Origin of the sequence: Aeromonas sp. R7-2 (assembly GCF_040908105.1) — a bacterium.
In the GTDB taxonomy this organism is placed as follows: Bacteria; Pseudomonadota; Gammaproteobacteria; order Enterobacterales; family Aeromonadaceae; genus Aeromonas; species Aeromonas caviae.
On the sequence record NZ_JBFODC010000016.1, the window covers coordinates 97,936 to 118,390 of the forward strand.

The 20,455-nt window shown below is 63.2% G+C and carries 16 protein-coding genes; 8 read left to right on the top strand and 8 right to left on the bottom strand.

Annotated elements, in window-relative coordinates:
• Positions 1 to 207: 207 nt before the first annotated feature.
• From uvrD to AB5Y47_RS04235, 3 genes are all read right to left on the bottom strand, one after another.
• Positions 208 to 2,379, bottom strand: coding sequence for a DNA helicase II (gene uvrD / locus AB5Y47_RS04225; protein WP_368219875.1), 2,172 nt, complete (start codon positions 2,377 to 2,379; stop codon positions 208 to 210).
• A 68-nt stretch (positions 2,380 to 2,447) separates the two neighbouring features.
• Positions 2,448 to 2,909: a hypothetical protein gene (locus AB5Y47_RS04230; RefSeq protein ID WP_146054082.1), complete on the bottom strand. Its 462-nt coding sequence runs from the start codon at positions 2,907 to 2,909 to the stop codon at positions 2,448 to 2,450.
• Between the two features lie 4 nt (positions 2,910 to 2,913).
• Positions 2,914 to 4,821, bottom strand: coding sequence for a hypothetical protein (locus AB5Y47_RS04235; RefSeq protein WP_368219877.1), 1,908 nt, complete (start codon positions 4,819 to 4,821; stop codon positions 2,914 to 2,916).
• A 588-nt stretch (positions 4,822 to 5,409) separates the two neighbouring features.
• On the opposite strand from AB5Y47_RS04235, the gene AB5Y47_RS04240 reads away from it, so the two are divergent.
• From AB5Y47_RS04240 to AB5Y47_RS04255, 4 genes are all read left to right on the top strand, one after another.
• Complete coding sequence (locus AB5Y47_RS04240; RefSeq protein ID WP_041212138.1) at positions 5,410 to 6,408, top strand: BMP family protein; 999 nt, start codon at positions 5,410 to 5,412, stop codon at positions 6,406 to 6,408.
• 101 nt (positions 6,409 to 6,509) lie between these two features.
• Positions 6,510 to 8,087: an ABC transporter ATP-binding protein gene (locus AB5Y47_RS04245; RefSeq protein ID WP_368219878.1), complete on the top strand. Its 1,578-nt coding sequence runs from the start codon at positions 6,510 to 6,512 to the stop codon at positions 8,085 to 8,087.
• Between the two features lie 79 nt (positions 8,088 to 8,166).
• Positions 8,167 to 9,285 carry an ABC transporter permease gene (locus tag AB5Y47_RS04250; protein WP_109112064.1) on the top strand — a complete coding sequence of 373 codons (1,119 nt, stop codon included), beginning with the start codon at positions 8,167 to 8,169 and terminating at the stop codon, positions 9,283 to 9,285.
• A gap of 2 nt (positions 9,286 to 9,287) precedes the next feature.
• Complete coding sequence (locus AB5Y47_RS04255) at positions 9,288 to 10,253, top strand: ABC transporter permease (RefSeq protein WP_010672471.1); 966 nt, start codon at positions 9,288 to 9,290, stop codon at positions 10,251 to 10,253.
• A 63-nt stretch (positions 10,254 to 10,316) separates the two neighbouring features.
• Here AB5Y47_RS04255 and AB5Y47_RS04260 read toward each other — a convergent pair whose 3' ends face one another.
• Complete coding sequence (locus AB5Y47_RS04260) at positions 10,317 to 11,222, bottom strand: LysR substrate-binding domain-containing protein (RefSeq protein WP_039039541.1); 906 nt, start codon at positions 11,220 to 11,222, stop codon at positions 10,317 to 10,319.
• A 118-nt stretch (positions 11,223 to 11,340) separates the two neighbouring features.
• Between AB5Y47_RS04260 and AB5Y47_RS04265 the strand changes: the two genes are divergently transcribed.
• The 3 genes from AB5Y47_RS04265 (at position 11,341) to AB5Y47_RS04275 (ending at position 13,935) form a co-directional block, all read left to right on the top strand.
• Positions 11,341 to 12,468 carry an S-(hydroxymethyl)glutathione dehydrogenase/class III alcohol dehydrogenase gene (locus AB5Y47_RS04265; RefSeq protein ID WP_010672469.1) on the top strand — a complete coding sequence of 376 codons (1,128 nt, stop codon included), beginning with the start codon at positions 11,341 to 11,343 and terminating at the stop codon, positions 12,466 to 12,468.
• A 48-nt stretch (positions 12,469 to 12,516) separates the two neighbouring features.
• Positions 12,517 to 13,365 (top strand): S-formylglutathione hydrolase, encoded by an 849-nt coding sequence (fghA, locus tag AB5Y47_RS04270; RefSeq protein ID WP_039039543.1) that lies wholly within the window; start codon positions 12,517 to 12,519, stop codon positions 13,363 to 13,365.
• Positions 13,366 to 13,428: 63 nt separating this feature from the next.
• Positions 13,429 to 13,935 (top strand): DinB family protein, encoded by a 507-nt coding sequence (locus AB5Y47_RS04275; protein WP_042650299.1) that lies wholly within the window; start codon positions 13,429 to 13,431, stop codon positions 13,933 to 13,935.
• Positions 13,936 to 14,007: 72 nt separating this feature from the next.
• Here AB5Y47_RS04275 and AB5Y47_RS04280 read toward each other — a convergent pair whose 3' ends face one another.
• Complete coding sequence (locus AB5Y47_RS04280; RefSeq protein WP_042864626.1) at positions 14,008 to 14,730, bottom strand: DUF2807 domain-containing protein; 723 nt, start codon at positions 14,728 to 14,730, stop codon at positions 14,008 to 14,010.
• Positions 14,731 to 15,028: 298 nt separating this feature from the next.
• On the opposite strand from AB5Y47_RS04280, the gene ovoA reads away from it, so the two are divergent.
• Positions 15,029 to 17,176 (top strand): 5-histidylcysteine sulfoxide synthase, encoded by a 2,148-nt coding sequence (gene ovoA, locus AB5Y47_RS04285; protein ID WP_346199692.1) that lies wholly within the window; start codon positions 15,029 to 15,031, stop codon positions 17,174 to 17,176.
• A 57-nt stretch (positions 17,177 to 17,233) separates the two neighbouring features.
• Here ovoA and AB5Y47_RS04290 read toward each other — a convergent pair whose 3' ends face one another.
• The 3 genes from AB5Y47_RS04290 to AB5Y47_RS04300 form a co-directional block, all read right to left on the bottom strand.
• Entirely contained in the window at positions 17,234 to 18,205 is a 972-nt protein-coding gene (locus AB5Y47_RS04290; protein WP_069784189.1) for a bile acid:sodium symporter family protein, read from the bottom strand.
• Between the two features lie 273 nt (positions 18,206 to 18,478).
• Positions 18,479 to 19,924: an amino acid permease gene (locus tag AB5Y47_RS04295; RefSeq protein ID WP_319874410.1), complete on the bottom strand. Its 1,446-nt coding sequence runs from the start codon at positions 19,922 to 19,924 to the stop codon at positions 18,479 to 18,481.
• Between the two features lie 167 nt (positions 19,925 to 20,091).
• The gene (locus AB5Y47_RS04300; RefSeq protein WP_026080427.1) at positions 20,092 to 20,430 is read right to left on the bottom strand and encodes a tRNA-binding protein; all 339 of its coding nucleotides are present in this window, start codon (positions 20,428 to 20,430) and stop codon (positions 20,092 to 20,094) included.
• Between the last annotated feature and the right edge of the window lie 25 nt (positions 20,431 to 20,455).

Below are 20,455 nucleotides of genomic sequence, written 5' to 3' on the forward strand. Positions count from 1 at the left end.
ATCACAATTGCCTTCCTTTTATCTCAGAATCTTTACTGAAGTTGATACATAGTTTCTATTATTAGTTATGGATTCATACCATTCTATGGCATACAGAGCAGATGAAAATGCTCAGACACTTAGATTCAGTCTTAAATCCGCAGGTTCATCAACTACGCATATATACCCGGCCTAAGCCGGGTTGGTTGGGTCAAAAGGCAGGAATAATCAGAGTGCCTCCAATCTCGCGTAGGCGGTGACGAGCCACTTGGCGCCGACGTCGTCGAACTGGATCTGCACCCGGCTCTGCTGGCCGACCCCTTCGAAGTTCAGCACTATGCCTTCGCCAAATTTCGGATGGAGCACCCGCTGGCCGAGCTTGATGCCACTGGCGTCGAAGCTCTGCTGCACCTCGTTCTGGCTAAAGCGGCCGTACTGGGTGGGGCGGCTCACCTGGGTGCGCAGCCGGATCTCCTCCAGACACTCGGCGGGCATCTCGCGGATAAAGCGGCTCGGCTTGTGGAACATCTCGCGGCCGTAGATGCGGCGGCTCTCCGCATAACAGATGTAGAGCTTCTCCATGGCGCGGGTCATACCGACGTAACAGAGGCGCCGCTCCTCCTCCAGCCGCCCCGACTCCTCGGTGGATTGCTGGCTGGGGAACATCCCTTCTTCCACACCGACCAGCAGCACCAGGGGATATTCCAGCCCCTTGGCGCTGTGCAATGTCATGAGTTGCACCGCGTCGGCATATTCGTCCGCCTGATTCTCGCCGGATTCCAGCGCCGCGTGGGCGAGGAAGGCGGAGAGATCGCTCATGTCCTCCAGCTCGTCCGGGCGCTGGTACTGGCGGCAGGCGGTAACCAGTTCGTCCAGGTTCTCTACCCGCGCCTGGGATTTCTCGCCCTTTTCCGCCAGATACATCGCCTTGAGGCCGGAGTGCTGGATGGCGATGTCCGCCTGCTGGTGCAGGGGCAGCAGGGAGACTTGGCTCTCCAGCGCATCGATGAGATCCACAAAGCCGCGCACGGCGTTGCCGGCGCGACCGGTCAGCACCTTGTCATTGAGCAGGGTCTTGGCCGATTGCCACAGGTTCTGGCCCTGATCCCGGGCGTTGTTACGCAATATCTCCAGGGTGCGATCGCCGATACCCCGGGTCGGGGTGTTGACCACCCGCTCGAAGCTGGCGTCGTCGCCGCGGTTGTTGATAAGCCGCAGGTAGGCCATGGCGTCCTTGATCTCCTGGCGCTCGAAGAAGCGCAGGCCACCGTAGATCCGGTACGGCATGGCGTCCTGCATCAGCGCCTCTTCCAGCACCCGGGACTGGGCGTTGGAGCGATAGAGGATGGCGCAGTCGGCGAGCAGACCCCCCTTCTCTTTCCAATCCTTGAGGCGGCCAACCACGAAGCGGGCCTCGTCCACCTCGTTGAAAGCGGCGTAAAGGGAGATCGGCTCCCCCTCAGCGCCCTCGGTCCACAGCTCCTTGCCGAGCCGCTCGGCGTTGTTGGCGATGACACTGTTGGCGGCTTTGAGGATATTGGCGGTGGAGCGGTAGTTCTGCTCGAGGCGGATGGTCTCGGCGCCCTGATAGTCGGTCAGGAAGCGCTGGATGTTCTCGATCTTGGCACCGCGCCAGCCGTAGATGGACTGGTCATCGTCGCCAACGATCATCACCTTGCCGGTGTCACCGGCCAGCATCCGCAGCCAGGCGTACTGGATGCCGTTGGTATCCTGGAACTCGTCCACCAGGATGTTCTGGAAGCGGTCGCGATAGTGCTCGAGGATGTGGGGCTTGTTCAACCACAGCTCGTGGGCGCGCAGCAGCAGCTCGGCAAAATCCACCAGCCCGGAGCGATCGCAGGTCTCCTGATAGGTCTTGTAGATCTGCTGATAGGTGCGGGTGACGGGGTCGCCGTAAAGGTCGATGTCGCCGGGGCGCAGCCCCTCGTCCTTCTTGCCGTTGATGTAGCCCATCACGGCGCGCGGGGCCCAGTGCTTCTCGTCGAGGTTGAGGGCCTTGAGCACCCGTCGAATGAGGCGGTACTGGTCGTCGGAGTCGAGGATCTGGAAATCCTGCGGCAGCCCTGCATCCAGATGGTGGGCCCGCAGCAGGCGGTGGGCGATGCCGTGGAAGGTGCCGATCCACATGCCGCGCACGCCGTCACCGATCACTTTTTCGACCCGGCCGCGCATCTCGGCCGCCGCCTTGTTGGTAAAGGTGACCGCGATGATGGAGAAGGGTGAACAGCGTTCCACCTGCATCAGCCAGGCGATACGGTGCACCAGCACCCGGGTCTTGCCCGAACCGGCACCGGCCAGCACCAGCAGGTTGCAACGGGGGGCCGCCACCGCGTCTCTTTGCTTGTCATTGAGCCCGTCGAGCAGGGTTGAAACGTCCATCACCACTCCTGTTTATTTATACAGGCGGGGATTATACGGCCTGAGCCGCCAGAGACCAACCGGCAGGATCAACGAAGGGGGCGGTGATAGTCCCGGTATTGGCCCAGTACCTCACCGGAAAAGCTGAGCAACCGGGCGCGGGGGGCATCCAGCATCTGCTGGACGGGATCAAATCGAAGTGAAGCGGCCAGCATGCGACCCTCAGGCAGGGTCACTTCCGTTTTCCCCATCACCAGCATGCCGTCCTGATAATGCCCATGCTCGAAGCGCACGATGACGTCATTCACCATCAAGGTGCCCTGCTTGAGCTGCAGTGATGCTCGTTGCATCTCTCGCAACGCAAACAGACTGGACAATGACGGACGCCCGCTGGGCATCCGCTGCAAGTATTCGTGGGTGGTCAATTGATATTGCAACTGACCCTGACGATCGAAGACTCGCTCCCGATAATCGGTGTAGCGCGTCAGCATGCCGGCAGCCTGTGCCACCGGCATCCACAACAGGAGCGCCCCCGTCAGGAGCGCTCCCACTGGTTTACAGCTGATCGGCACAGTTGACCTTGTTGTCATCCAGGTCGGTACAGGAGACGAAGACCTTGTCAAAGGTCGACCCGGCCACCGGCGTCATCTGGGTTGACCAGTCATAACCCACCCCCTTGGCATAGATGGCGGTGTGGCTCTCCTGATCTTCCTGCATCCAGCCGATGTACTTCAGTGCGCCGCGATCGCTCTGGGCAAGTGCCTTGAACTCGTCGCTCGTGATGAGACACATGGGCTCTCCCATGGCCTTGGACAGCTCGGCATCCCGCTCCCCCACGGCGCCATCACAGCCGCCGGTCACCTTGATGGTCATGTCACTGCGATCCAGCATCTCATCGAAGAACGGCAGCACATTGATGTTGTACTTCACCCCCACCTCTTGAGGCTGCCAGCCCATGCCGGTATTGACGTATCGGGTCTCGACGCTTTCCCACTGGATAGTGGGCACAGTGCCTGCAAAGTGGTTCGCCAGCTCCTTGAGAGTCGCGGCATTGGCCTCGATCTCATCCTGGGTCAACGATTCGTCCAGCTTGCTCTGATCGATGGTCAGAGCGAGGCTCACCGCATCCTTCAACTGCGACTTGGCCTTGGCCAACCGTGCCTTGGCATCGTCGGTCAAACGGAAGAAATCGGCGTGCGCCACCAGCGCATCCGGCTCGATTTCCTGCTGACTGAACTGGGTCTCGAAGGTGCTGCTGCTCTCTTCATAGGTGGTGGTCGGCTGCATGCCCCAGGTGTCCTTGATGTGCATACGCGGCAAGGTCACTTCTTCCTGCTGGGTGACATAGGCGCTGTCCGGACCGTACTGGTAGGAGGCGGCGATGTTGAGGGCCGATGCCATCGCCATCGCAGACGCCCGCAGTGCCTTGGCACCGTCGAGGTTGAGGGTGACGGTATCGTTATCGCCATAGGTGGCGCTGTAATCCGGATCCTGGATATCGGCCAGGGCAGCCGCGACGTTTTCCAGGCTGTCGGCATAGGCGCCCATCAGCTTGGCCACGTCACGGGTATATCCCTTGCCACCTTTGAGCGCCACGGAGGCGGTGCCGGGGGTATGGATGATGACATCCATCACCTTGGCCAGGCTGGTGCTGTAACCACTGCCAATGGCGGACGAGGTGAAGGCCAGGCGTTCAGCCACCACGGGGTTGTTGGTCACCTCCAGCATGGTCAGCATGGCCAGCACGATCTGGCGATCGGCCTTGCCGCTCTCACCGGTCTCGGCCTGCAGGGTCTCCTTGTACTCCTTGAACTTGCTCTCGACGTCCAGGTTTTTCAGATCGGTCAGTCCCTGCAGATCGCTCAGCACCTTGTCGACCGCCACGGAGCGGCCATTGACGCCAGCCAGGGTGGCGGAGAGGTGGGCTTTCGCCGCAGCCAGAGAGACGACGGCCTTGGTGAGGCCCGCTGTTTTCAGCGCCTCGACCAGGGAGGTGTTGAAGGCGTCATCGCTACCCAGTTCGACGATCCCCAGTTGCGCGACCAGCGCCTTGTCGAGGGTGATGCCGTTCTCCGGATTGCTGTCGCTGTCGAGCGTCTGCAGCAATGCCGCAATGCGGATCGCTTTCTCCTTGTCGTCACCCGCCAGGGTGTAAGGGGTCACCAGCGAGTTGCCCGCCTTGAGGGTCACCGCCCCCAGGCGCTGGTTGCCCAATGCGAATTCGCAGGTGTCGCCATCATCAAACAGGAATTCACCCTTGGCATTGGTGACACCGGTGTAATCGTTGCACCGATAGTCGAGGCCACCCACGACGGAATCCAGGAAGACGGCAGTGTGAAGAGGCTTGCTGCCGGTGTCGGTGCCACCGCCATTGTTGCCACCATTGCTGCCGCCACCGTTATCGTCACCACCGCCCCCGCAAGCGGTCAACATGACACCGGACAACACACAAGCCACTGCCATACTCAGCACGTTTTTTTTCATTTTTATCACCCGAACAAATGTCAAAAATACGGCCCCATCCCGGGGGCCAAGTTAATCCGGGTATAACCTAGCGTACCCATATGACAAACACCAATGCATTTCCATATGAGTGTGCTTGCCATCACGCAGGCCCCGAGCGAGCAGGAAAAACGGCCACAGACGACGGCCCTGGGAGGGGAAATAGCCACCCATCGTGGGCTGTCACACCCGGGGCGGACCTCCTGGCGATCAGCCAGCCAGCCCGCCAATGTGGCGTCGATGAGGCCGCAGGGCTGGTGCCGATGGAAGCCAGTTTTTTCATCAGGGGAGGAAAACGGTTGCGCCTAACGTCATGAATCCAAACACAAATGTCGATCGAGCCCTATTAATCCCGGAATTTAATTCTGCAAAAACACCATAAAACAAACACTTATAAGGCAATTTGCTTATATTTCAAACCGTTAACGCAAACGTTTTTCCTCTATGATCCCCTTGACCAACGGGCTGGCTCACTTACAGTTAGCCAGCGTGCTTTATGACCTGCCAAGACAGGTTGTGGACCCTCACATAACAATCAAGGATACGATCGTGACTAAAGTGCTCAAGCTGGCCACCGTGGCCGCCCTCACCCTCGCTGCCCTGTCCGCCCAGGCAGCCTCCGAGCCCGCCGTCATCTATGACACCGCAGGCAAATTCGACAAGTCCTTCAACGAAGCCGTGTTCCGCAACGGCGTCGAAGTCTACAACAAGGACAAAGGCGTCAAGGTCAAGGAGTTCGAGCCCCAGAACGAAGCCCAGCGTGAGCAGGGCCTGCGTCGTCTGGCCAGCCGTGGCAACGGCCCCATCGTCGCCGTCGGCTTCAACATGGGTTCCGCGGTAGAGAAGGTCGCCACCGAGTTCCCGAACACCCAGTTCACCATCATCGACATGGTGGTCGACAAGCCGAACGTCCAGTCCCTCATCTTCAAGGAGCATGAAGGTTCCTTCCTGGTGGGTGCCCTGGCGGCCATCGCCTCCAAGACCGGCAAGGTCGGCTTCGTGGGCGGCATGGACATCCCGCTGATCCGCAAGTTCCAGTGCGGCTATGAGCAGGGCGCCAAGTACATCAATCCGAAGATCGACGTCTATCAGAACATGACCGGCTCCACCCCGGCAGCCTTTGCTGACCCCGCCAAGGGTGCAGAACTGGCCAAGTCCCAGTTCGCCAAGGGCGCCGACGTGGTCTATGCCGCCGCCGGTGGCACCGGTATCGGTGTCTATCAGGCTGCCAAGGACGAAGGCAAGCTGGCCATCGGTGTGGATTCCAACCAGAACCACCTGCAACCGGGCACCATGCTGACCTCCATGGTCAAGTCCGTGGGTCTGGCCGCGTACAAGAGCTGGGATGACGCCGCCAAGGGCAGCTGGAAGCCGGGCATCCAGTCCCTGGGTCTGGCCGAAGGCGGGGTTGACTGGGCGCTGGACGAGAACAACGCCAAGCTGATCACCCCGGAAATGAAAGCCAAGGTCGAGAGCATCAAGGCCGACATCATCGCCGGCAAAATCAAGGTGCACGACTACATGAGCGACAACTCCTGTAAGTACTGATCCTGCAAATACCGAGTCACTGCTACGACTCTCAACCAGTGATGACCGGCCCGCACGGGCCGGTTTTTAGTCTCTACTTCATGACCCGCAAGGACTGCATCATGGACCAGACAGATCGCTATGCCATCGAATTAAGGGGTATCGATAAGCGGTTCGGCGACGTGTACGCCAACAAGCAGATCGACCTTCAGGTTCGTAAAGGCAGCATTCACGGCATCGTCGGCGAAAATGGCGCCGGCAAGTCGACCCTGATGAGCATCATTTACGGTTTCTACCACGCCGACAAAGGCGAGATGCTGATCGACGGGAATCCGTTCAAACCCCATGGCTCCCAAGATGCGATTGCCGCCGGGGTGGGCATGGTGCACCAGCACTTCATGCTGGTGAACAACTTTACCGTATTGGAAAACGTCATCCTGGGGGCCGAGAACGGCTGGCGCCTGGGCAAGAGCCTGGCGGCCGCCGAGAAGCTGCTGGGCGAGCTGGCACGGGACTATGGTCTCGAGGTGCCGCTGCACGAGAAGGTCGAGGATCTGCCGGTGGGCCTGCAACAGCGGGTCGAGATCCTCAAGGCGCTCTATCGCGGTGCCCGCATCCTGATCCTCGACGAGCCCACCGGGGTACTGACCCCGCAAGAGGCGGATCACCTGTTCGAGGTGCTCAAGAAGCTGCGAGATCAGGGGGCGACCGTCATCCTCATCACCCACAAGCTGCGGGAGATCCTGGCCATCACGGATCAGGTCTCCATCATGCGCCGGGGAGAGATGGTGGCCCATGTCGCCACCAAAGACACCGACAAGGAGCAGCTCGCCGAGCTGATGGTGGGCCGCAAGGTGCGCCTCAAGGTCGACAAGGGCACCGCCCAGCCGGGCGAGGCCAAGCTCAAGGTCGAGGGCCTCTCTTACGTCGATGATGCCGGGGTGGAACGGGTCAAATCCGTCAGCTTCGAAGTGCGGGCGGGGGAAGTGGTCGGCATCGCCGGGGTCTCCGGCAACGGCCAGTCCGAGCTGCTCAGCATGCTCGGCGGCATCCTCAAGCCCAGCAAGGGCGGCTTCACCATCGCCGGGGCGCAGCGCCACGAGGTGAGCCAGAGCCACCCGGCCGACCCGGAGCGGGTGCGCAACTTCGGCCTCGGCCACATCCCGGAAGACAGGCACAAGATGGGGCTCATCAACCGCTTCGAGGCGAAAGAGGCCTTCATCCTCGGCTATCACCGCCGTGCCCAGTACAACAAGGGCTGGCTGCAGGACAAGGAGGCGATCCGCCAGGATTGCCAGGCCAAGATGGAGAAGTGGGACGTGCGCCCGCCGAGCCCGGAGCACAAGACCGCCAACTTCTCCGGCGGCAACCAGCAGAAGCTGGTGATCGCCCGGGAAGTGGAGCAGGACCCGGATGTGCTGCTGGTCGGCCAGCCGACCCGGGGCGTCGACATCGGCGCCATCGAGTACATCCACCAGCAGATCATCGCCATGCGCGACAAGGGCAAGGCAGTGCTGCTGGTGTCGGTGGAGCTGGACGAGATCATGAGCCTCTCCGACCGCATTCTGGTCATCGCCGATGGCCGCATCGTCGGCGAGCTGGACGGCGCCAGGGCGGATGAACGCACCATCGGCCTGATGATGGCGAACATAGTTCCTGACGACGTGGCGGCAAGCCAATCACAAGGAGCCACATCATGAAGGTCACAACCACTTGTAACGGATTCGGCCTGATGATGGTCAACACACCAGTCCCCGACGATATCAAGGAGGCCCATTCATGAGCCAAGCACGTGTTCCTGCCTGGATATCCGTGGGCGTGCTGCCCGCAGTCAATATCCTGCTGGCCTTCCTGGTGTCGGCCATCCTGTTCTATTACCTCGACATCAGCCCCATCGAGGCAGCCGAAATCATGTGGTACGGCGCCTTCGGCACCGGCGAGGGGATAGGCTTCACCCTCTATTACGCCACCGGTTTTATCTTCACCGGTCTGGCGGTGGCGGTGGCCTTCCACGCCGGCCTGTTCAACATCGGCGGTGAAGGGCAGGCCTATATCGGCGGCCTCGGGGTCGGTCTGGTCTGTCTGCTGCTCGGGGACGTGCTGCCGTTCGCCCTGCTGCTGCCGCTCGCCATCATCGCCGGCGGCCTGTTCGGCGCGGCCTGGGCCTTCATCCCGGCCTGGCTGCAAGCCAAGCGGGGCAGCCACATCGTCATCACCACCATCATGTTCAACTTCATCGCCGCCTCCCTGATGGCCTACCTCTTGGTCGACGTCTTCAAGCCGCCAGGATCCATGGCCACCGAGAGCAAGGTGTTCGCCGTGGCGAGCTGGCTGCCGAAGATGAGCGAGCTGGCGGCCGGTTTCGGCATCGCCATGCCCAACAGCCCCCTCAACATCAGCTTCTTCTGGGCGCTGATCTGTGCGGCCCTGGTGTGGGTCTTCATCTGGCATACCCGCTGGGGCTACGAGATCCGCTCCGTGGGCGCAAGCCAGAGTGCCTCCGCCTATGCGGGTATCTCCTACCCCAAGGTGGTGATCCTGGCCATGGTGATCTCCGGCATGCTGGCGGGCTTCTTCGCCCTCAACGTGCTGCAGGGTGAGCTGCACCAGATCAAGCTCAACTTCGTGGAAGGCTTCGGCTTCACCGGCATCGCGGTGGCCCTGATGGGTCGCAACCACCCGGTCGGCGTCATCATCGCCAGCCTGCTGTTCGGCTTCCTCTACCAGGGCGGCGCCGAGCTCAGCTTCGAGTTCGGGGTGGACCGCAACATCGTCGTGGTGCTGCAGGGTCTGGTGATCCTGTTCTGCGGCGCCCTGGAGCACATGCTGCGCCCGCGCATCGAGCAGGCCTACCTGGCCTTCGCCAACCGCTCAGCCGCGCAAGTCAAAGGAGCCTGATCATGTTCGAAATGCTGATCCTGATGCTGGATGCCACCATCCGCACCGCGCCGCCGCTCATTCTTGCCGCTATGGCCGGGATGTTTTGTGAACGCTCCGGGGTAGTCAACATCGCCCTGGAGGGCAAGCTGCTGGCCTCCGCCTTCGCCAGTGCGGCGGCGGCCGCCGTCACCGGTTCCGCCTGGATTGGGCTGGGGGTCGGGGTGGGGATCTCCATCCTGTTCGCCCTGCTACACGGCTTCGCCACCATCACCCACCGGGGTGATCAGGTGGTGAGCGGCATGGCCATCAACATCCTGGCGGCCGGTCTCACCGTGACCCTGGGGCGCTACTGGTTCGATCAGGGTGGCCAGACCCCGGCGCTCTCCGGTGCGGCGCGCTTCGCCCCCATCGACCTGCCCTATGCCAAGGAGCTCTATGACGTGCCCGTCATCGGCCAGCTCTACAGCGAGCTCTTGAGCGGTCACTCCCTGCTGGAGTACGTGGCGTTCGCCGCCGTGCCCCTGGCCTGGTGGGTGCTGTTCCGCACCCGCTTCGGCCTGCGGCTGCGGGCGGTGGGCGAAGCCCCGGCGGCGGTGGATACCGCCGGTATCTCCGTGGTGCGGATGCGCTATACCGCCCTCATCATCGGCGGCCTGCTGGCGGGGATCGGGGGCACCTATCTGGCGGTGGCCCAGACCGCCCAGTTCATCCCCAACATGAGCGCGGGCAAGGGCTTCATGGCGCTGGCGGCCCTGGTGTTCGGCAAGTGGCGCCCCTGGAACGCCATGGCGGCCTGTCTGCTGTTCGGCTTCCTCGACGCGGTCGCCATCCGGCTGCAAGGGGTCAGCATCGGCGATTTCCCGATCCCGGTGCAGGCCATCGAGGCGCTGCCCTACATCCTGACGGTCTTCCTGCTGGCCGGTTTCATCGGCAAGGCGGTGGCCCCCAAGGCCCTCGGCACCCCCTACGTCAAGGAGCGGGAATAGCCCCGCCCTTCATGCCATGCAAAAGGCCCGCACATGCGGGCCTTTTCTTTTTCGGGCGACGGCTCAGCCGATGGGCCGAACCAGGGCGGGTTGGTGGGGATCGCTGAGGCGCTCGGCCAGATAGTCCACCAGCAGCCGCACCTTGGGGGAGAGGTGGCGGTTGTGGGGATAGAGGGCCCAGATCCCCTCCTCGGGGGCCCGCAGCTCCGGCAGCAGCTCGATGAGCTCCCCCCGGGCGAGGTGGTCGCTCACGTAGTAGTCCGGCAGCTGGATGATGCCGATCCCCTTGATGGCCGCATCCAGCAGGGCGTGGCCGCTGTTGCACTGAAGCAGACCGCGTACCCGCACGCTGTGGGGTTTACCGTTCAGGGTGAAGTGCCACTCGTCCCCGTTGCCCACCAGGCAGGTGTGACGGGCCAGCTCCGAGAGACTGTTGGGCATGCCGTGGCGGGCGGTGTAGGCAGGGGAGGCGCACACATAGGGAACCCGCTGCGCCAGCTTGCGGGCCACCAGGGTCGAATCCTTGAGGTGGCCGAGGCGGATCGCCAGATCGAACCCCTCGTGCACCAGATCCAGCAACTGGTTGGTGAGGTTGAGGGTCACCTCCAGCTGGGGGAAGCGCACCATGAAGTCGTTCACCAGGGGGGCGATGCGGCTCTCGCCGTAGGAGACCGGGGCCGTGATGCGCAAGGAGCCCTGGGGCACCGCCTGATGGCGTCCCACCGCCAGCTCCGCCTCGTAGAGGTTGTCCAGCAACTGGCGGCAGTGACGAAAATAGATCTCCCCGAGTTCGGTGAGTCGCACCTGGCGGGTGGTGCGCAGCAGCAGCTTGGCCTGCAGCCTGTCTTCGAGCTGCGCCACCTGGCGGCTCACCTGGGCCACCGACACCCCGAGCTTGCGCGCGGCCGGGGTAAAGCCCCCCTGCTCCGCCACGCTGACAAATTCACAGACCCCTTCCCAGCCGAACATTATTACCTGTGTGTAAAAGTGATTTGATACTTAGCGTTATTATCACCAAATCGGCGGGAAACTACACTGGATCTCCGAACTCATTTCCGTTCATCCAACCACTACGAGGACGTCATTCATGGCACAGGTTCAGAGCATCAAGTGTAAAGCCGCCATCGCCTGGGGACCGGGTCAGCCCCTCTCCATCGAAGAGGTCGAGGTCATGCCGCCCCAGGCCGGCGAGGTGCGGGTGCGCATCGTCGCGACCGGCGTCTGCCACACCGATGCCTTCACCCTCTCCGGTGAAGATCCGGAAGGGGTCTTCCCCTGCATCCTGGGCCATGAAGGGGGCGGTATCGTCGAGTCCGTCGGCGAGGGCGTCACCAGCGTCAAGGTCGGCGATCACGTGATCCCGCTCTACACCCCCGAGTGCGGCGAGTGCAAGTTCTGCAAATCCGGCAAGACCAACCTGTGCCAGAAGATCCGCGCCACCCAGGGCAAGGGGCTGATGCCGGACGGCACCACCCGCTTCTCCAAGGACGGCCAGCCCATCTACCACTACATGGGCACCTCCACCTTCAGCGAATACACGGTGCTGCCCGAGATCTCCATCGCCAAGGTGGATCCGGCCGCCCCCCTGGAAGAGGTCTGCCTGCTGGGCTGCGGCGTCACCACCGGCATCGGCGCCGTGATGAACACCGCCAAGGTGAAAGAGGGTGAGAGCGTCGCCATCTTCGGGCTGGGGGGCATCGGCCTCTCCGCCATCATAGGCGCGCGCCTGGCCAAGGCCGGCCGCATCATCGCCATCGACATCAACGAGAGCAAATTCGAGCTGGCCCGCAAGCTGGGCGCCACCGACTGCATCAACCCGAACACGTTCGACAAGCCCATTCAGGAGGTGATCGTCGAGATGACCGACGGCGGCGTCGACTTCTCCTTCGAGTGCATCGGCAACGTCAAGGTGATGCGCGCGGCGCTGGAGTGCTGCCACAAGGGCTGGGGCGAATCCGTCATCATCGGCGTGGCCGGTGCGGGCCAGGAGATCAGCACCCGTCCGTTCCAGCTGGTCACCGGCCGGGTGTGGCGCGGCAGCGCCTTCGGCGGCGTGCGCGGTCGCAGCGAGCTGCCGAGCTATGTGCAGCGCTACATGCAGGGTGAGTTCAAGCTGGACGACTTCATCACCCACACCATGCCCCTCGAGCAGATCAACGAGGCGTTCGATCTGATGCACGAAGGCAAGAGCATCCGCACCGTCATCCACTACTGATCCCATGAGCGCCCCGCCCATCGCATGGGCGGGGCAAGGAGTCCTTACATGAATCTGGACATCATCAGCAGCAACAAGAGCTTCGGCGGCTGGCACAAGCAGTATCGCCACCGCTCCAATGTGCTGGGGTGCGAGATGCGCTTCGCCATCTACCTGCCGCCCCAGGCCCTCACCGGCCAGAAAGTGCCGGTGCTCTACTGGCTCTCCGGTCTCACCTGCACCGACGAGAACTTCATGCAAAAAGCCGGGGCCCAGCGCATCGCCGCCGAGCTCGGCATCGCTCTGGTAGCGCCGGACACCAGCCCCCGCGGTGAAGGGGTGGCGGACGATCCCGGCTATGACCTCGGCATGGGGGCGGGGTTCTACGTCAACGCCACCCAGACCCCCTGGCGGGATCACTACCAGATGTACGATTACGTCACCCGGGAGCTGCCCGAGCTCATCGAGACCCACTTCCCGGTCTCGACGAAGCGCGCCATCAGCGGCCACTCCATGGGGGGCCACGGCGCCCTCATCGCCGCCCTGCGCGAGCCGGGTCGCTACCGCTCGGTGTCGGCCTTCAGCCCCATCAGCCACCCGAGCCGCTGCCCCTGGGGCCAGAAGGCCCTCGGCGCCTACCTCGGCAACAACCCCCTGCTGTGGCAGGAGTGGGATGCCTGCCAGCTGCTGCGCCACCACGACAGCCCGCCCCTGCCGACCCTGGTGGACGTGGGGCTGGACGACCCCTTCCTGGCGGAGCAGCTCGGCATCGACACCCTGGCCGAAGTGGCCGCCACCCGGGCGTGGCCCCTGACGCTCAACCGCCATGCCGGCTACGACCACAGCTATTACTTCGTGGCGAGCTTCATCGAGGCGCACCTGCGCTTTCACGCCAACCACCTGGGCGAACCGGCCTGAGGCTGACCCGCTCGTGGCCGCCCCGTCAGCGGGCGGCCATTCACCCGGAAACAGGAGACAAGGATGCCTCTCTTCACCACATTGCTGGCCATGCCGGATCAGTTCGAGCGGCTGCTGGCACAGGTCCCCACCGACCACCTGGACTGGGAACCCGCCAACTGGGCCGGGATCCCCTCCGAGCGTTTCAGTGCCAGGGGGCACCTCTGCCACCTGCTGGACATCGAGGTGCTGGGCTATCAGGTGCGGTTTCGTCGCACCCTGGCAGAAAGCCTGCCGGAGCTCGCCTCCCTCGATGGCTATCAGCTGGCGCTGGACCATGATTACCCCCGACAGGATACCGCCACGCAGCTCGACCGCTTTCGTACCGCCCGCCTGCAGACCGTCGAATGGTTGAAGACGGTGCCGTCCGACGCCTGGCAGCGCCGCGCCCGCTATGGCGGCTATGGGGAGGTGACCCTAGACGGTCTGGTGCGCCTGCTCGTCAGCCATGACCACCAGCACCTCGCCGGCATGCAGTGGCTGCTGATGCGCCTGAACGCCGATCTGGGCCTCGCACTCCCCCTCGAGTGAAGCGTCGCCCAACAGTGTCGCATCCTGCAAAAAAGGCCCCGAGGGGCCTTTTTCATTGTTGCGATGATGGGATCAGCTCCCCAACCGGCTCACCTGGCCCGAGCCCGCGATCTCGCTGGTCAGCGCTGGGCTGCCCCAGTAGTTGACCGCACCGGCACCGGCGATCTCTATCTTGAGCCGCGACCGGGCCCGCACCTCGACCTCGCCACTGCCGGCGATGCTCACCTCGACCTCCTCGCTGGCGAGCCCGGCTCCCTTGACACCACCGGCGCCGGCGATGTTCAGCGCCATCACCCGGGCGGAGCCCTGCCCCAGATCCAGGTTGCCCAGCCCGGCGATGTTGCCTTCCAGCCGATCCAGCGTCAGCCCGCTGGCGACGATGTCCCCCGTACCCGCCAGGGAGAGCACCAGATCATCCCCCTTGAAGTCGCGCAAGGCGCCGTTGCCAACCCCCGCCAGTGCCAACTCGTGCAGCGTCGGCAGGGTGATGGTGATCTCCAGCGGCTGGGTGGGGTCGAGCCGGTAGCCATCCTTGACCTCGATCTCCAGCTTCTCCCCCTGCTCGGTGAGTACCAGATAGGGCAGCAGGTTGGCCTCCCCCTTGACCCTGAGGGTGTGGCTCTCTCCCGCCACCAGGTACAGGTTGGCGGGCACGCCCGCCAGCACCCGGGTCACCTCATGCCCCAGGGGATGCTGCTGCTCCACCACGGCCCCCTCCCCGCGCACCTTGACGTCATCCTGCCAGCTGCATCCGGTCAGTCCCAGGGCCAGCACCACTCCCAGCATCCATTTCATCCCGCTACTCCTCGTTTCCTCTTTGCCGCACGGCGCGGCAGGTGAGTGGCAATCAGCAAACCCTGTGCCATATGGTTAACATCATGATTTATCTATCCATTTCAATATTTCGAGGCTCGAAGGGTACATAACAAAGAGCCATTCAGACCACAATCTGGTCAATCTGACCACACCCGAAGGGGGGCGTTGACCCATTTTTTTGGTTGCCGCCCCGGTTCGTTGAGCCAATAGTGATACCTGGTGCGTATAGAGCACTCCATCGCTGCTTCACCCGCCAGAATCAACAAGGAGTCAGAGCGTGACCCAAGCCAGCCACCCATTCGTCCATCCGGGCCTGCCTGCCCCCACCCGCACCCCGCTGCTGACCGGCGACGATCCCGACCACAAGCGCCGCGAGCTGCTCGCCTACTTCTGCCAGACCTTCGATCTCTACGACTCGCTGTTCGACTGCCTGGCCGACGAGCGGGCCTGGTTCAACAAGGCGATCCCCCTGCGCCACCCCCTCATCTTCTACTACGGCCACACCGCCGCCTTCTTCGTCAACAAGCTGCTGGCGGCGCGCCTCATCGAGAGCCGCCTCGACCCCCGCATCGAGGCCCTGGTCGCCATCGGGGTAGACGAAATGAGCTGGGACGATCTGGACGAGACCCACTACGACTGGCCCACGGTGGCCGAACTGCGCGCCTACCGCGGCCGCGTGCGCGCCCTGGTGTGTGATTTCATCGAGCGAATGCCGATCGAGCTGCCCATCCATTGGCAGAGCCCAGCCTGGGTCATCCTGATGGGGATAGAGCACGAGCGCATCCACCTCGAGACCTCCAGCGTGCTTATCCGCCAGCTGCCCCTGGCCTGGGTGCGCAGCCAGCCCCAGTGGCCGGTCTGCCCCGAGGCGCGCCACGATCTCGCCGCCGTCCCCGTCAACACCCTGCTGCCGGTGGCCGGCGGCCAGGTGCGCCTCGGCAAACAGGATGCCACCTACGGCTGGGACAACGAATACGGCGAGCGCCACATCGAGCTGCCCCCCTTCCAGGCCAGCCGCATGCTGGTGAGCAACGCCGAATACCTGGCCTTCGTGCAGGCGGGCGGATATGAAGCGCCCGCCTGGTGGGACGACGAGGGCCGGGGCTGGCGCCAGTATGCCAACGCCCGCATGCCCACCTTCTGGGTCGGCGATCCCAATGAACCCGAGCAGTTGCAACTGCGGCTGATGACCGAGCAGGTCCCCATGCCCTGGGACTGGCCGGTGGAGGTGAACCAACTGGAGGCCGCCGCCTTCTGCCGCTGGAAGGCGGATCAGACCGGCCTGCCCGTCCAGTTGCCAAGCGAGGGGGAGTGGATGCTGCTGCGGGAGCAACTGGCCGGCGATCAGCCGGACTGGATGGAGGCCCCCGGCAACATCAATCTGGCCCGCTTCGCCTCCTCCTGTCCGGTGGATGCCTGCCCCCAGGGCAGCTTCTTCGATCTGGTGGGCAACGTCTGGCAGTGGACCAGCACCGCCATCGACGGCTTCGAGGGGTTCAAGGTGCACCCCCTCTACGACGACTTCTCCACCCCCACCTTCGACGGCAAGCACACCCTCATCAAGGGCGGGAGCTGGATCAGCACCGGCAACGAGGCACTCAAATCCTCCCGCTACGCCTTCCGTCGCCACTTCTTCCAGCACGCGGGCTTCCGCTACCTGGTCTCACGCCATCAGGAGCCCGTCATCGTGAACCCTTATGAAACCGACACGCTCGTCGCCCAGTATCTCGACTTCCAGTACGGTCCGAACCACTTTGGGGTCGCCAACTACGCCGAGGCTCTGGCCGGTCTTGCCAGCGAGCTCTGCGGCCGCCATGACCGGGCGCTGGATATCGGCTGCGCCACCGGCCGCGCCAGCTTCGAACTGGCTCGCCGCTTCGCCCACGTGGACGGGGTGGACTACTCGGCCCGCTTCATCGACGTGGCCCTGACCCTGGCAAGACAGGACAGCTTCCGCTATGCGGTGCCGGTGGAAGGAGATCTGGTGGAATATTGCGAGGCGCGCCTCTCCCGCCACGAGCTTGGTCGCGAGCAGAGCGAACGGGTCCACTTCAGCCAGGGGGATGCCTGCAACCTCAAGCCCAAGTACGGTGACTACGACCTGGTGCTCGCCTCCAACCTGATCGACCGGCTGCGGGAGCCCGCCCGCTTCCTGCGGGACATTGCTCCGCGCCTTCGCAGCGGCGGCCTGCTGGTGCTCACCAGCCCCTACACCTGGCTGACCGACTACACCCCCAAGGCCAACTGGCTCGGCGGCATCCGGGAAAACGGCGAGGCCCTCGGCACCTATCAGGCGCTGCAACGGCTGCTGGCGGAGGAGTTCGAGGAGCACATGCCCCCGAGGGACGTCCCCTTCGTCATCCGCGAGACCGCCCGCAAGTACCAGCACACGGTGGCCCAGCTCACCGTCTGGCGCAAACGCTGACGACGCGGCAAACGAAAGAGGGAGGCCCATGGCCTCCCTCTTCTTTATCCGGACCGCTTACCCCTCCTGTACCTGGGGCAGGGCCTCCTGCTCGCGGTAGCGGCGGGCCAGCACGGCGCACACCATCAGCTGGATCTGGTGGAAGATCATCAGCGGCAGCACCATGACCCCGACGCTGGCGGCCGGGAACATGACGTTGGCCATGGGCACCCCGTTGGCCAGGCTCTTCTTGGAGCCGCAGAAGACGATGGTGATCTCGTCCGCCCTGTTGAAACCGAGGCGACGGCTGATCCAGACGTTCCACCCCAGCACCAGCGCCAGCAGCACGCAACTCAGCAGCACGATGCTGGCGAGATCGTACCAGCCGACCTGGTGCCAGATCCCCTGCACCACCGCCTCGCTGAAGGCCACATAGACCACCAGCAGGATGGAGCTCTGATCCAGCTTGCCGATGAGCGGCCGGTGGCTGTCAACCCAGCCACCGATGAGGGGGCGTGACAGGTGGCCCACCACGAAGGGCAGCATCAGCTGCACCATGATGGCCTGAATGGAGTGCCAGGTATCGACCCCCTCCCCCTGCACATTGATCATCAGCCCCACCAGCACCGGCGAGAGGAAGATGCCGAGAATGCTGGAGGCCGAGGCGCTGCACACCGCCGCCGACACATTGCCGCCCGCCATGGAGGTGAAGGCGATGGCCGACTGCACGGTGGCGGGCAGGGCGCACAGATACAAGAAACCGAGATAGATGGCCGGGCTCAGCCACTGGGGCACCAGGGGCGTGAGCAGCAGCCCCAGCAGCGGGAAGAGCAGGAAGGTGCTGGCCATCACCACCAGATGCAGCCGCCAGTGGCCGAGGCCCGCCAGCAGGTTCTGGCGCGACAGCTTGGCGCCATGCATGAAGAACAGCAGCGCCACCGCCAGCTTGGTCAGCAGACCGAACCAGACGGCCACCTGCCCCTCGCAGGGGAAGAAGGAGGCCAGGGCCACCACGGCAATCAGCACAGAGGTAAAAGGATCCAGACGCACGGAGAATCTCCAGAGAAAGCGCGTCCCGCACGGGATGGGGACGACAGGGCACGGGGAAGGCGTCATCAGGCGGCGACCCCGGATACGAAGGGACAAGCTTACCCCGAACACCCTGTGGTGCAAAGTTGAGCGGCAGCTTCATTTGTTTCATTTTGTTAAACGATAACGCACATTCTCACAGCAAAACTAAACGATTTTGACCCTCCGGCCCCGGATCCGGCCAACAAAAAACGGGCGACCCTGGTCGCCCGTTTTTTGTTTGCCACATGCCGGTCAGCGCTGGCTGGCCAGGGGGCCGCTGCCCGCTTTCTTCTCATTGCTGGCGAGCTTGCGGGCCTGCCGTTTCTCGAAGCGGGAGATCCACCAGTAGGCCAGCGCCGAGAAGACCGCGGTCATGAAGACGTTGATGAAGAAGGCGCGCACCAGATCCACCCCGGCCGGGAAGGCGGAGGCGCTCATGCTCACCACGAAGATGGCGATCAGCACCGACACCACCCCCATCCCGAAGGTGCGCGACCCCATGCGAAACTCGCGCGGGGTGTCGTCATGTTTCCAGCGGAACACGAAGTAGGCCACCATGATGAAGATCGGCGGCAGCATGGCAGTACCGGCGGTGAGATTGATGGCGGTGTTCATCATCTGCTGCACCGACTCGGAGCCAAACCCGTTGACCACCAGCATCGCGAACACGAAGACAAACTGCCACCAGGCGGCGCGCACCGGCACACCGTGCTCGTTGAGCTGGGTGGTCTTCTCGCCGTAAACCCCCTGCGGGATCTCGGAGAAGTGGATCTTCACCGGCGCCGAGGTCCACATCATCATGGAGCCGAACATGGCGATGAACAGCACCACGCCGACGAAGCGGCCCACCAACGCTTCCGACAGCTGGAAGTACTGGGCCATGCCTGTGAAGATCTCCACCATGCCGCCGGCATAGGTGAGGCTCTCGCGCGGTACGAACACGTTCACCAGCAGGGAACCGACCGCATACATGGCACCGATGACGATACCGGCGCTGATGATCACCTTGATGAAGGACTTCTGGCCCCCCTTCACGTCATTGAGGTAGGCCGCTGCCGTCTCGGCACCGCCCGCCGCCTGGAAGATCCAGCACATGATGCCGAGCGTCGCCCAGTTGACGGTGGGAGTCATCGCCTCCAGCGTGATGGGCTGGGCCGGCACATGATCGCCACTAAGGGCCATCAGGGCGCCCAGTACATAGATGGCGAACAGGGCAAATACCCCGTAGGCCACTATTTCGGCAATCTTGCCGAGCCAGCTCGCCCCCTTGGTGGAGATGTGGGTCGCCGCCGCAAACAGCACGATGGAGATGACCGAGGTGACCATGGGCGAGAAGCTGTACTCATAGCCCAGCATGGCGTAGGAGGCGTAGGCGATGACGTTGGGTAGCAGGGAGACGAACCAGAACAGGTTCACGAACCAGTAGAGAAACGAGCCCAGATAGGCCATCCGGGTACCGAGCGGTTTTTTCAGCCAGTCGTACATCCCCGACTCGGAGTTTTTGTTGGCGGAGACAAACTCGGCGATGATGAAGACAAACGGGATGAAGTAGACGATGGTCGCCAGCAGGAAGATGGGAGCGGAACTGAGCCCCAGCTCGATGTTGTTGTTGACGATGTTGCGCACGTTGAACACGGCGGCAAAGGTCATCGACAACAGGGCAAACTTGCCTATGGTGCCGCGTACGGATTCAGACATGGTGTCCTCCAGTGGACTCGCGCTCACTGCGGGGAGCGCTGTGACTCTGTGATGTGTTCAGCAAGGGTCTGTCGGCCCCGCGCTTTACTCTCTTGTTATGATCGGGCCGCGTGGACGGCCTCGTTGGTGAACCGGTGCAATCTCTCCGCACCAGCTCGCAATACCAGTCAGACGATCGGGGTGCCCGGCGCCATCGGCACCCGCGGTTGCAACAGCACGCTCTGGCTCTCGTCCGGGGTCTCGGCACAGAGCAACATGCACTCGGAACGCTCGCCGCGCATCCTGGTGGGCTTGAGGTTGGTCAGTACCACCACCTCGCTGCCCATCAGCTCCTCTTCGCTGTAGTAAGGCACCAGACTGGTGACGGTCTGCAGCGGCCGCTCGCCACCCACGTCGATCTGGACGATGTAGAGTTTGTCGGCACCGGGGTGACGCACCACCTCCAACACCTTGCCCACCTTCATCTCGACCCGTTTGAATTCGGCAAACTCGATCGTCTCGCTCATGCACTTTTCCTTTTCTGGTTCAACG

Excerpts from the sequence above, each read along its gene's own strand:
- AB5Y47_RS04275 (WP_042650299.1), top strand. The coding sequence starts at position 13,429 with ATGCCTCTCTTCACCACATTGCTGGCCATGCCGGATCAGTTCGAGCGG.
- AB5Y47_RS04260 (WP_039039541.1), bottom strand. The coding sequence starts at position 11,222 with ATGTTCGGCTGGGAAGGGGTCTGTGAATTTGTCAGCGTGGCGGAGCAG.
- AB5Y47_RS04280 (WP_042864626.1), bottom strand. The coding sequence starts at position 14,730 with ATGAAATGGATGCTGGGAGTGGTGCTGGCCCTGGGACTGACCGGATGC.
- AB5Y47_RS04300 (WP_026080427.1), bottom strand. The coding sequence starts at position 20,430 with ATGAGCGAGACGATCGAGTTTGCCGAATTCAAACGGGTCGAGATGAAG.
- AB5Y47_RS04265 (WP_010672469.1), top strand. The coding sequence starts at position 11,341 with ATGGCACAGGTTCAGAGCATCAAGTGTAAAGCCGCCATCGCCTGGGGA.
- AB5Y47_RS04245 (WP_368219878.1), top strand. The coding sequence starts at position 6,510 with ATGGACCAGACAGATCGCTATGCCATCGAATTAAGGGGTATCGATAAG.
- AB5Y47_RS04255 (WP_010672471.1), top strand. The coding sequence starts at position 9,288 with ATGTTCGAAATGCTGATCCTGATGCTGGATGCCACCATCCGCACCGCG.
- fghA (WP_039039543.1), top strand. The coding sequence starts at position 12,517 with ATGAATCTGGACATCATCAGCAGCAACAAGAGCTTCGGCGGCTGGCAC.
- AB5Y47_RS04295 (WP_319874410.1), bottom strand. The coding sequence starts at position 19,924 with ATGTCTGAATCCGTACGCGGCACCATAGGCAAGTTTGCCCTGTTGTCG.
- uvrD (WP_368219875.1), bottom strand. The coding sequence starts at position 2,379 with ATGGACGTTTCAACCCTGCTCGACGGGCTCAATGACAAGCAAAGAGAC.
- AB5Y47_RS04235 (WP_368219877.1), bottom strand. The coding sequence starts at position 4,821 with ATGGCAGTGGCTTGTGTGTTGTCCGGTGTCATGTTGACCGCTTGCGGG.
- AB5Y47_RS04250 (WP_109112064.1), top strand. The coding sequence starts at position 8,167 with ATGAGCCAAGCACGTGTTCCTGCCTGGATATCCGTGGGCGTGCTGCCC.